The sequence below is a fragment of the Komagataeibacter xylinus NBRC 15237 genome, assembly GCF_001571345.1.
GTDB lineage: Bacteria > Pseudomonadota > Alphaproteobacteria > Acetobacterales > Acetobacteraceae > Komagataeibacter > Komagataeibacter xylinus.
Map to the genome: position 1 here is coordinate 60192 of NZ_BCTP01000009.1, position 11472 is coordinate 71663.

An 11472-nucleotide genomic window follows, 5' to 3' on the forward strand; every position below is an offset into this window, starting at 1 on the left:
AAGGCTCCGCGATGGGAGCGCATGGCTTTGGCCCGTCCGCGCTCAGGGCGGCGCGGGGGCGGGGGGCATCTCTACCGCCGGGTCGTCCACATGGCCGGTCGTGATGGCGGCGGTGATATCGGCCATGATGCGCCGGGCCACGGGCTGGCGGTAATGCAGCGGATCCCAGAAATTGTCCCGGTCTGCGGTCAGGGCGGTGTTGTGGCTGAAGTCGAGCACGAGCGTGTCGTGGCGGGGGGCCGTAACCTGGCTTACGCCCAGCCGGCAGGCCTCCAGCCGCGCATCGGCCACGCTGCCCGGCGTGCCGTGCAGGAAGGTGGAGGCAGGCGGAAACCACACGACGCGCCGCGTGGTGGCAGGCATGCGCGCCAGCATGTCGGCCAGCAGGTCCATGCCCGCAGGCGGGGTATCGGCCATGCCGGGCGGGGCGGGGGTGGTGTCAGGTGGCGCCCAGCGGCTGAAAATGGCCTGCACGCGGGCGGGGTCGTACTGGCTGTCAGGCGGCACGAAGCTTGTATAGCCATCGGTGCCGAAGCGCTGGGCCTTGCGGCCTGCCAGCCACAAGAACTCATTGGCGGCTTCCTGCAGGGCATACAGGCTGGCCATGTGCAGGTAGCCCGCGGCTGGCGGGTGGCCGTACATCCATTCCGGCCAGGGGCGGTTGGGGCCGCTCAGGCTGCCGGGGCGGGGGTGGCACCAGGCGGCGTCGATGCCGATCAGGACAACGCGCGGGGCGGGGTGCGTGCGCACGAAGGCATCGAGTTCGCGCGACTGCTCCCACGGGCTGGCGCTGTTCATGGCCATGTTGAGAAAATGCGCCCCCAGCGCCGGCCCCAGCACCGCAGGCTGCATGAGGCGGCTGGTCGAGGTGCCGATAATGACGGAGTCAAACTGCGGCGCGTGCGCCAGCGCGGGCATGGTGTAGCGCGCGTTGGAGGTAACGGGTATGCGCGCAAGAGGCGGCGAAAAGGGCAGGATGTTCCACGGGTCAACGGTTACGATGAACAGGTAGAGCCCGCCCCCCGTCACCGCCATCGCCAGCCCGGCCAGCAGGGCAAAGCGCCGCCATGGGCCTGCCTGCCCGGACCCGGCCTGCTTCATTGATGGCGGAATGTCACGACCAGAACATCGCGGTAGGCCGGGCGGGCGGGGTCGAGCGGGCGCACCGCCGTGACGCCATGATAGACGCGGTTGTCATTGACCACCGCCGTATCAAGCGGCTGGTCGAGCATGAACCCGCCCAGCAGGGTGCGTTGCAGGTCATGGATGGAGGTCTCGCCCGACATGACGTTTTCACGCCGCACCATGATCACCATCACCCAGTCCACGCCATCGCGGTGCAGGCCCTCGGGCGTGGGCTGGCCGGGGCTGTTCTCCAGCGCCTCGATGCGGAACTGGTGCACCTCGGTGTGCCACACATCGGGCTGGTTCGCGGGCTCGCTCAGGTCGGTCACGATGCGGTGCATGAGCCGCAGGATGGCCAGTAGCGCGGGGTGGCTGCCCATCTCGGGCTCGATGGCGCGGAACCAGCGCTCGATGCCGCCATTGAGCTCGTTGTAGTCGCGGCTCTGGTAGTGGGGCTGGTGCTTCTTGCGCCTTATGCCCTCGGCGGTGATGGCGAAGGTGGCATGGCGGCGGCGGCGGTAGCGGCCACCATCAGCCATGTAGCGGTCCAGCCCCAGCCGATTCCAGCTTGCGGCAAAGCTGGCCCAGTCCGCCACGGCCTGCTGGCCCAGCAGGGCGCGCATGGCCCCCGCGGGCACGAAGGCAAAGCCATCCGCGCGCAGGGGGGCCTCAAGGCAGGCCAGTGCGTCCGCTGTATCCTCAGCCATGGGTGGGGTCATTTCCCTTTGGCGCGGGGTCGGCCTTGGGGGCCGCATCCCCTGCGCCTTCAGCCTTGGGCGCATCGGGTGCGCCATCCCCGGTTTCAGCCTGTGCGGGCTTCTCGAGGGCGGCCTTGGGGAAGTTCTCCTCCATGTTCATGCGCAGCGTGCCGGTTGGGCCATTGGCCAGCAGGTTGAGCGAGGTGGGGGTGGGGAACTTGACCTGTTCCTTCACCATGCGCGCGCTCAGGCGGCTGTAATACTCGCGGTAGACCTTCCACTTGGACCCCGGCGAGGTGCGGATGGAGCCAAGGAACTTGGAGCCATTGCCATCAGCCTGCTCCAGCCCGAGGAAGGAGAAATCCGACTTGATGAGCGGGCCATAGACATGGTCCTTGCGCAGGATCGCCAGTTCATCCTGCAGGATCGCGGCCACCCGGTGCGGGTCTTCGGACAGGTCGAGCATGAAGCTGACCACCACGAGGTTGTAGTCGCGCGAGGTATTGGCAATCGAGGTGACCGACGAGAACGGGATGATGTGCAGGTCGCCATTGACCGCGCGCAGTCGCAGCGTGCGGATGGACAGATGCTCCACCGTGCCCGACACGGCGCCCGCCGTAACCCAGTCGCCCACCTGCATGGCGTTTTCAACCAGCATGAAGAAGCCGGTGATGAAATCCTTGACCAGGCTCTGGGAACCGAACGCGATGGCCGCACCCATGATGCCCGCACCCGTCAGCAGCGGGGCCACGTTGATGCCGATCTGCGACAGCGTGGTCACGGTCACGATGATGATGATGAAGGTCAGCAGCACCGTGCGGATGATGGGCAGCACCGTGCGCAGCCGTGTCGCGCGCGAGGCCTGTTCCGATGTCTCGAAGCGGGTGATCTGGTTCTGCAGGGTTGCGTTGGCCACTTCCCACACCACGATGGCGATGGTGTAGGCGATCATGATCGTCAGCATCGCGCCCACGATCTTGGTGCCCAGCGAGCCATGCACGAAGAAGCGGATGGCCGGCAGCCCCCAGGACTGGAGCAGCAGCACGATCGTGAAGAACACCAGCAGCACCGACAGCGTGCGCCGCGCCATGGGGTAGTAGTAGTCCACGCGGGCCTGCAGGCCGGGATAGCGCTTCTCGGTCGCCTCGGGCACGTGGAAGATCTTGTTCTGCATGCTGAAGGCCAGCACCGACAGCAGCCGCGCGCCCAGAATGACCACGATGGTCAGCGACAGCGTGCGCAGGATCCAGGCATAGCCGCCCTGGATCTGGGTGGCCCAGACCAGCCACAGCGCGAAGTCGAAGAACATGGCGGGAATCCACCAGAAGCGGACCATCTTGCCCACGAACATCCAGAACGGCTTCTCGCGCAGGCGGCCAGAGGGCTGGAGTGCGGCACCCACATGGTGGCGGATGCGCCAGATGAAGATGGCGATCAGCATATGCTCGATCAGCACCACGGCGCGGATGATGGCCTCGGTGCCACGCGCGGGCATGTGGAACACGCCGCCAAGCGTGGACAGGCAGACCACGATGGAAGGTGCGGCCACCAGGAAGTTCCACCACCGCGTGACCATGCGCGCTGTCGCGTCGGATGCGCTGCACAGGCGGATGGTGGGCGAGTGCGGCACGAAAACAGTTTCGAGCAGCAGGTAGATCACGCGCGCGATGACATAGGCGTTGGTGAGCGTGATGGTGACCATCGCCGCCTGGTTGGTGGTGGTGAACAGGGCGGAGGCGCCATAGCCCAGCCCGAAGAACAGCGCGACTGGCAGCAGCTTGATGAGGAAATGCAGCAACGAAAAGGGAATGCGCGTGATGATGCGCAGCGTTTCATGCTGCTGGCGGTCATCCTGCTCGCGGGTCTGCTCGGTCTGCTGCTCGGCCTGGGCATTGGCGGCGGTGGCGGGCGGCGGGCTGGGCTGGTCGGCATCCGCCGCGTCCTCACGCGCGAGGCGCTGGTTCAGGCGCTGCTCGGTTGCCACCGCGCGCGCGGTCACGCTGGCCAGCGGCTTGCGCAGCACGATGGACAGGCCACGCTCGGCCACGAGGGCGAGGATGAAGATGATGCCCGCGCGGCCCATCGCATCAAGCAGGATCTGGCGCGAATCCGTATTGGACAGGATGGAGTGAACCCACCGCCCCACAAAGGCCAGGTCAGCAAACAGCGCCATGAAGTTCTGGCCCTGCTTCAACGCGACATCGCGTATGTGGCTCAGCTCGTTCATGGTTTCGCTGCTAATGCTGTCGGGCTCGACCTCCACGTCGGAATTGGCGGCGGCCTTCTTGGCGGGAGCCGGGGCAGGAGCGGCGGCGGGGGTGGTCGGCGCGGGCAGGCCCTTGGCGATGGCATCAAGGGTTTTGGTGAATTCCTCGCGCTTCTGCGGGTCGTTCATCACCGAGAGCACCTGCTGGGCCTGCTGGGCGGTGATGGTCTGCCCCGTGGCCTGGGCGGCGGCCGCGCCGGGGTCGGCGGCATGGGCGTGGGGAATGCAGGGCAGGAGGGCGAGCAGGAAAGCCGCCAGCACTGTCAGGATGCCGCCCCGTCGGGACTGTCTGGATACGGGATGGGCGCGCGTCGTGAAATGGGCTGACATGCCGATTGTTCACCTCCTTGAAAATATAAAACCCCGCCGGAGCGGGTTCAGGCTCCCCTGTCGAATGACACAGCACCCCCACCCATGAGTGGGCGCGGGATGTGCCATCCTACCGCCTGAAAGCGTGCAATATCAGGACAAAAGATTGCCAAAGCCTGCATGGTTGCATTCTTGGCATGCCTTTTTTGCGTTTTTCAGCCCCACTGGGGCGGCTGCGGGGCCAGGGCGCGGGCCTCGCGCCGGATCACGCAGGTGCCTGCCAGAATGTCATGCAGCGCCTGCTTGCGCTGTGTCCACATGACCATGAGGAAGCCTACGCCAAGCAGCAGCGCCGAGAGATATTTGCCAAAATAGCGCCCCGCGGCCCGCAGCGGCGTGATCCGGTTGCCATAAAGGTCGGTCACGCGCATCTGGCAGGCCAGCTTGCCGGGCGTGGCCTGAAAGCGCGAGGATTCAAACACGATGAAATAGAGTGCTGGCAGCAGGATCGACGCCAGTTCGAACAGCCCGTTCCCGTTCCAGTGCAGGTGGGGCATGCTCGAGACGATGGTGTAGTCAGCCTGCGTGTAGCCCACGGGCTTGATGTAGGAGATGCGGTAGTCCCCACCGCTGCCGCCTGTTACCTGCGGGTCAAAGATCGAGACCGAAACACTCGGCGGCACCAGCAGCAGGCCCATGAGCCCGAGCCCCGCCCAAAGGATGAGGCCATCGATCACATGGGCGACCACGCGCATCCAGAACCCGGCATAGGTCCAGATCTCGGTGGGGGAGGCAGGGCGGAAAAACGGGTTTGTCATGCAGGGCATTCCTGTCTGGCTGCCAAGGGGGTCACCCATAAAGCAATGCCATTGCGCGGTGCGCAGCGGAAGCAGGAAAAAATACGCCGCCCATCAGGCAGCGCGACTGTATAAAAACAGAAGAAAGTTTCTGGTGACGCTTTTTTCAAAAAGCTTCGAAAGGAACGCGGCTTTTTTGAAAAAAGGCCGCGCCCGGAAACTTTTGTTTTTTATCAGTAATTGTTAGCTGCGATAGGAGCCGTTGATGTCGATATAGCCATGCGTAAGGTCACAGCCCCACGCCTGCGCCGTGCCGTTGGCCAGGCCAAGGTCGATCGTGATCTCGATTTCCTTGCCCCTCATGTGGGCCACGACCGGGGTTTCGTCATAGTCGGGCACCACGGTGCCCCCTTCGGCGATCCATGTGCCGCCAATGCCAACGGAGAGCGTATCGCGGTTGGCGGGCTCGCCGCATTTGCCCACCGCCATGACCACGCGGCCCCAGTTGGCGTCCTCGCCCGCCACGGCGGTCTTGACCAGCGGCGAGTTGGCCACGGCCATGGCAACCTTGTGGGCCGATTCATCGGAGGTGGCGCCGGTTACGACAACATGCATCACCTTCGTCACCCCCTCGCCATCGCGGATGACGAGCAGGGCCAGTTCCAGCAGCAGCGAATCAAGGGCCGCGCGGAAATGGGCCAGCGTGGGTGAGGCGGGGTCGGTGATCTCGGCATTGCCCGCCTGGCCTGTGGCAAACAGCAGCACCATGTCGGAGGTGGAGGTATCCGAATCCACCGTGATGCAGTTGAAGCTGCGGTTCACGCCCTCGGTCAGGAAGGACTGGAGCACGCTGGCGGGCAGCTTCGCGTCGGTTGCGACAAAGGAGAGCATGGTGGCCATGTCGGGGGCGACCATGCCGCTGCCCTTGGCAATGCCCTGTATGCGCACCGTGGTCTCGCCAATCTTCGCCGTGCGGGTCGCGGCCTTGGGGAAGGTGTCGGTGGTCATGATGCCACGGGCTGCATCCGCCCAGCCATCAGCCGAGAGGGTTGCGTACAGGCCGGGCAGGGCGGCTGAAATCTTCTGGTAGGGCAGGACCTCGCCAATCACGCCGGTGGAGGCGAGGAACACCTCGGTTGCAGCGCAGTTGACCAGGCGGGCGGCATCCGCCGCGTTGGCCTGCGTCGCTTCAAACCCGGCCCGGCCGGTAAAGACATTGGCATTGCCCGCATTGACCACCAGCGCGCGGGCGCGGCCATCGGCCATGGCGGCGCGGCACCAGTCCACCGGGGCACCGGGGCATTTGCTTTTGGTATAGACGCCCGCCACCGTGGTGCCCGGCGCGAATTCAGCCATGACCAGATCGGTGCGCCCCGTGTAGCGGATGCCGGCCTCGGTTGCACCAAAGCGTACGCCAGCCAGCGGCGGCAGTTCGGGCAGGGGCTGGGCAAGGGGGGAGACGGGCAGGGCTTTGGCCATGATCGGTCGGCTTCCGGTGCGGGGTCAGGGGGGGAAAACTCGGGTGGCGCGGCAGGGCACGGGCCCCGCCGCGCGGCAGGCCGCTTTTAGTGGGCGGGCTGGTTTTCAGGCAGGGGCTTGCCGTCGGGGCCGTAGCGCACGACCTTGACCTGTGCCAGCGCGTTGGCAACCGCCTTCTGCACGCCGTCCTGGATCAGCTTCTGGCGGATCTGGTCGCGCGTTGCGTCAAGCGTGGGGGTGGGGGCGGTGCGCTTGCCCAGCACCTGGATCACGTGCCAGCCATACTGGGTGTGCACCGGGGTCTGGCTGTAGCTGTTGGGCTGCATGGCGGAGGCTGCATCCCAGAAGGTCGGCAGCATGTCGCCCTTCTTGAACCAGCCCAGGTCGCCGCCATTCTGCTTGGCCGAGCCGGGATCCTTCGACAGCTTGGTGGCCAGCTGCCCGAAATCGGCGCCGCCCTTGAGCTGCTTGATCACGTCGTTGGCCTCGGCCTCGGTCTGGACCAGGATGTGGCGGGCATGAATTTCTTCAGCACCGGGCTTGTTGGCGTAGTTCTTGTCGTAATACGCCTTGACCGCATCATCGGTCAGGGTCGGGGCGACCTGGGCCGACAGGTAGGCATTCTGCAGCGCGCCCTGCGAGGCCTGCTGCATCTGCTGCTGCACGTCGGGCTGCTTGTCGAGCCCGGTCTTGGTGGCGGCAAGCTGGATGGCGCGCTGGTCAACGAGCTGGTTGAGCAGGATCGGCACGATGATGTTGTCGGGCAGCTTGCGCAGCTGCTCGGGCATCGTGGCCATGGCCTGCCGCACGTCATTGAGGCGGATGTCCTGCCCGTTCACGCTGGCGAGCAGCGGATTCTGGTCTGCCGTGGCCGGGGCGGCGGGTGCCGCCGGCGCGGGGGAGGCCGCCATTGCAGGAGGAATGATGAAAGAGGAAGCAAGCAGGGCCATCGTTGCGACAGCCTTTGCCGGACTGATAGTCCGCATGTGCAAAAAACCCTAGTTATGAACGCGTTCGGCAGGCATCATGGCGAAGGGCGGCCCTGCCTGCAAGGGCCGTATGGCGGATGGCCGTTTTCCCCCGCTTTTTCCATGGCGCCGCGCTCCATCGGTTGACCCGTGGCGGCGTGGGTCCTATCTCATGTCTCCGCGCGAGAATTTTATCCGCACGCCTGCCCCGTCCCCGCCAGTTATCGTATTGCGGGCGTGCGGGAATGTCATTCCGGGAAGGTCTTCATGTTCGCCAGTATTGCCCGCGCCCTGTTCGGAACCGCCAATGACCGGGCGCTGAAATCGTATCAGCGGCGCGTGCCCGCAATCAACGCGCTCGAGCCACAGATCCAGGCGCTCGATGACGCAGCCCTCGCCGCCAAGACCCCGGAATTCCGCGCCCGCGTTGCCAAGGGTGAAAGCCTTGACGCCCTGCTGCCCGAAGCCTTTGCCGTATGCCGCGAGGCGGCGAAGCGCGTGCTGGGCATGCGCCACTTCGATGTGCAGCTCATTGGCGGTATGGTGCTGCATGATGGCAAGATTGCGGAAATGCGCACCGGCGAGGGCAAGACCCTTGTCGCCACCCTCGCCGTCTATCTCAGCGCGCTTGCGGGCGAGGGCGTGCATGTCGTGACCGTGAACGACTACCTCGCCAGCCGCGATGCCGAGCAGATGGGCAGGCTGTATGGCTTCCTCGGGCTGAGCGTGGGCGTGGTCGTGCCCAACATGCCCGAGGATGAGCGCCGCGCCGCCTACCGGGCCGACATCACCTACGGCACCAATAACGAATTCGGCTTCGACTACCTGCGCGACAACATGAAATACCGCGTGGAAGACATGGTCCAGCGGCCCTTCCACCATGCCATCGTCGATGAAGTCGATTCGATCCTGATCGACGAGGCCCGCACCCCGCTCATCATCTCCGGCCCGGCGGAAGACAGTTCCGGCCTCTACCGCTCGGTCGATGAAGTGATGGTCGCCCTCGTGGCCGACCCCGAAGCCTACGAGAAAGATGAAAAATTCCGCTCCGTCATCCTGACCGAAAAGGGTGCCGAACAGGTGGAGGACCTGCTGCGCAATGCTGGCGTGCTGCATGATGGCGGGCTGTATGACAGCCAGAACGTGGCGGTCATCCATCACGTGCAGCAGTCGCTGCGCGCGCATACGCTGTTCACGCGCGACGTGGATTACATCGTCAGCAGCGGCAAGGTGGTCATCATCGATGAGTTCACCGGCCGCATGATGGAAGGCCGCCGCTACTCCGATGGCCTGCACCAGGCGCTCGAGGCCAAGGAACACGTGGAGGTGCAGCAGGAAAACCAGACGCTCGCCTCCATCACCTTCCAGAACTACTTCCGCATGTATCCGCGCCTGTCGGGCATGACCGGCACCGCCATGACGGAAGCCGATGAATTCGCTGATATCTACAAGCTCGACGTCATCGAGATCCCCACCAACCTGCCCGTCGCCCGCAAGGACGATGATGATGAAGTCTATCTGACCGCCAGCGAGAAATACGAGGCGGTGGCAAACCTGATCAAGGAAATCAGCACCACGTCAGGCCAGCCGGTGCTGGTGGGCACGACCTCGATCGAGAAGAGCGAGCATCTCTCCTCGCTGCTGCGCCGCAATGGCATCCGGCACAGCGTGCTCAATGCACGCTTCCATGAGCTTGAGGCCGAGATCGTGGCCCAGGCCGGTGCGCCGGGGGCCATCACCATCGCCACCAACATGGCCGGGCGCGGCACCGACATCAAGCTTGGCGGCAATGTGGACATGCTGATCAGCCAGAAGCTTGGCGGCATCGAAGACCCCGAGGAGCGTGCCCGGCAGGAAGAGGCCCTGCGCGCCAAGGTGGCACAGGATCACGATATCGTGCGCAAGGCGGGCGGCCTGTATGTGATCGGCACCGAGCGCCATGAAAGCCGCCGGATCGACAACCAGTTGCGCGGCCGCGCCGGGCGGCAGGGAGATCCGGGCAATTCACGCTTCTTCATCTCGCTTGAAGATGACCTCATGCGCATCTTCGGCACCGACCGCATGGGCAACATCCTGCAGAAGCTGGGCCTGAAGGAAGGGGAGGCCATCGTCCACCCCTGGATCAACAAGGCCCTTGAGCGCGCGCAGAAAAAGGTCGAGGCCCGCAACTTCGACATGCGCAAGAACACGCTCAAATATGATGACGTGATGAACGACCAGCGCAAGGAAGTGTATGCCCAGCGCCGGGAATACATGGCGGCGGAAGACCTCTCGCCCATCATCACCGAAATGCGCGAGGACGTGATCCACGAGATCGTGGCCCGCCGCATCCCCGAGAAATCCTTCCCCGAGCAGTGGCTCAAGGATGAGCTGGCCCACGATGTGCAGACCGCGCTCAACCTGACCCTGCCCATTGCCGAGTGGGCGGCGGAAGACGGGGTGGATGGCACGGTGGTGACCGAGCGCATCGAGCAGGCGGCAGCCCAGGCCCAGGCCAGCCGGGCCGCCAATTTTGGTCCTTCCGTCATGCGCTTTGTGGAAAAGCAGGTGCTGCTGACCACGTTCGATGCGGTGTGGAAGGAGCATCTGCTCGCCCTTGACCAATTGCGCCAGGGCATTGGCCTGCGCGCCTATGGGCAGAAAGATCCGCTCAACGAGTTCAAGCACGAGGCGTTCGAACTGTTCCACGCCATGCTCGACCACCTGCGCGCGCGTGTGACCTCCTCCATGGCGCGGGTTGAAATCGCACCGCCGCCCATCGACAACCCGTTTGCGGGCGTTGCCGAAATCCATGCCGACCCCGAAGTGCCGGGGCTGCAGAACGAGCCGGGGCCCGGCCTCATGCCCGATGCGGCGGGCAACCTGCCCGATCCCGCCATGGGCAGGCCGATCGGGGCCGCGGCCATCATGCCCGATGACCCCTCAAGCTGGGGCGAGGTCTCGCGCAATGCGGCCTGCCCGTGCGGGTCGGGCAAGAAATACAAGCATTGCCACGGGCGGCTGGTCTGAACGGCCAGCCCTACCCGGGCCGATACACAAGACAGTAACAAGAACAGCACGATCAGGGACGAACGATGGCAGGTCATTCCCAATTCAAGAACATCATGCACCGCAAGGGCGCACAGGACGCCAAGCGGGCCAAGCAGTTTGCCAAGGTCATCCGTGAAATTACCGTGGCCACGCGCGAGGGCATGCCCGATCCGGCCATGAACCCGCGCCTGCGTGCCGCCATCTCGGCCGCGCGTGAAGTCAACATGCCCAAGGATACGGTCGAGCGCGCGATCAAGAAGGCCAGCGGCGCGGGCGGCGGCGATGACTACACCGAGGTCCGCTACGAAGGTTACGGCCCGGCAGGCGTTGCCGTGATCGTGGAAGGGCTGACCGACAACCGCAACCGCACGGCATCTGACGTGCGGGCCGCGTTTTCCAAGCATGGTGGTTCGCTGGGCGAGACGAATTCGGTCTCCTTCATGTTCACCCGCCTGGGCGTGATCAGCTATCCGCTCGATGCCGCGAGCGAGGACGACCTGATCGAGGCCGGGCTTGAAGCCGGTGCCGAGAATGTCGAGACCGTGGATGGCGTGCATGAAGTGACCTGCCCGGTCGAATCCTTCTTTGCCGTGCGTGACGCGCTGGAAACCCGTTTTGGCGAACCGGCTTCCGCCAAGCTGGACTGGCGGCCGTCCAACACTGTCGAACTCGATGAGGACAAGGCGCGCAGCGTGTTCAAGCTGATCGATACGCTTGATGACCATGACGACGTGCAGGCCGTTTACGCCAATTTCGACGTGCCGGACGACGTGGCCGAAAAGCTCTCGGCCTGACCCGCT

The 11472-nt window shown here is 64.9% G+C and carries 8 protein-coding genes; 2 read left to right on the forward strand and 6 right to left on the reverse strand.

The window, feature by feature from the left end; genetic code table 11:
- Window positions 1-42 precede the first annotated feature (42 nt).
- The 6 genes from GXY01S_RS05680 to GXY01S_RS05705 form a co-directional block, all read right to left on the reverse strand.
- Window positions 43-1101: a hypothetical protein gene (locus tag GXY01S_RS05680; RefSeq protein WP_061272862.1), complete on the reverse strand. Its 1059-nt coding sequence runs from the start codon at window positions 1099-1101 to the stop codon at window positions 43-45.
- Window positions 1098-1832: a 2OG-Fe dioxygenase family protein gene (locus GXY01S_RS05685; RefSeq protein WP_061272864.1), complete on the reverse strand. Its 735-nt coding sequence runs from the start codon at window positions 1830-1832 to the stop codon at window positions 1098-1100. The genes GXY01S_RS05680 and GXY01S_RS05685 overlap by 4 nt, the downstream gene beginning before the upstream one ends.
- On the reverse strand, window positions 1825-4419 hold the full coding sequence (locus GXY01S_RS05690) for a mechanosensitive ion channel domain-containing protein (RefSeq protein WP_174520917.1): 2595 nt from the start codon (window positions 4417-4419) through the stop codon (window positions 1825-1827). The genes GXY01S_RS05685 and GXY01S_RS05690 overlap by 8 nt, the downstream gene beginning before the upstream one ends.
- Window positions 4420-4613: 194 nt before the next feature.
- Window positions 4614-5216, reverse strand: a complete 603-nt coding sequence (locus GXY01S_RS05695; RefSeq protein ID WP_061272870.1) for an RDD family protein — start codon at window positions 5214-5216, stop codon at window positions 4614-4616.
- Window positions 5217-5438: 222 nt separating this feature from the next.
- Window positions 5439-6674 carry a bifunctional glutamate N-acetyltransferase/amino-acid acetyltransferase ArgJ gene (gene argJ / locus GXY01S_RS05700; RefSeq protein WP_061272874.1) on the reverse strand — a complete coding sequence of 412 codons (1236 nt, stop codon included), beginning with the start codon at window positions 6672-6674 and terminating at the stop codon, window positions 5439-5441.
- An 86-nt stretch (window positions 6675-6760) separates the two neighbouring features.
- Complete coding sequence (locus GXY01S_RS05705; protein WP_082770732.1) at window positions 6761-7624, reverse strand: peptidylprolyl isomerase; 864 nt, start codon at window positions 7622-7624, stop codon at window positions 6761-6763.
- A 285-nt stretch (window positions 7625-7909) separates the two neighbouring features.
- Between GXY01S_RS05705 and secA the strand changes: the two genes are divergently transcribed.
- Window positions 7910-10651, forward strand: coding sequence for a preprotein translocase subunit SecA (secA, locus tag GXY01S_RS05710; protein ID WP_061272881.1), 2742 nt, complete (start codon window positions 7910-7912; stop codon window positions 10649-10651).
- A gap of 65 nt (window positions 10652-10716) precedes the next feature.
- On the forward strand, window positions 10717-11466 hold the full coding sequence (locus GXY01S_RS05715; RefSeq protein ID WP_061272884.1) for a YebC/PmpR family DNA-binding transcriptional regulator: 750 nt from the start codon (window positions 10717-10719) through the stop codon (window positions 11464-11466).
- Window positions 11467-11472: the final 6 nt, after the last annotated feature.

Bases quoted from the DNA above. Each gene is read 5' to 3' on its own strand.
- GXY01S_RS05705 (WP_082770732.1), bottom strand. From the start codon at position 7,624: ATGGCCCTGCTTGCTTCCTCTTTCATCATTCCTCCTGCAATGGCGGCC.
- argJ (WP_061272874.1), bottom strand. From the start codon at position 6,674: ATGGCCAAAGCCCTGCCCGTCTCCCCCCTTGCCCAGCCCCTGCCCGAA.
- GXY01S_RS05695 (WP_061272870.1), bottom strand. From the start codon at position 5,216: ATGACAAACCCGTTTTTCCGCCCTGCCTCCCCCACCGAGATCTGGACC.
- GXY01S_RS05680 (WP_061272862.1), bottom strand. From the start codon at position 1,101: ATGAAGCAGGCCGGGTCCGGGCAGGCAGGCCCATGGCGGCGCTTTGCC.
- secA (WP_061272881.1), top strand. From the start codon at position 7,910: ATGTTCGCCAGTATTGCCCGCGCCCTGTTCGGAACCGCCAATGACCGG.
- GXY01S_RS05690 (WP_174520917.1), bottom strand. From the start codon at position 4,419: ATGTCAGCCCATTTCACGACGCGCGCCCATCCCGTATCCAGACAGTCC.
- GXY01S_RS05685 (WP_061272864.1), bottom strand. From the start codon at position 1,832: ATGGCTGAGGATACAGCGGACGCACTGGCCTGCCTTGAGGCCCCCCTG.
- GXY01S_RS05715 (WP_061272884.1), top strand. From the start codon at position 10,717: ATGGCAGGTCATTCCCAATTCAAGAACATCATGCACCGCAAGGGCGCA.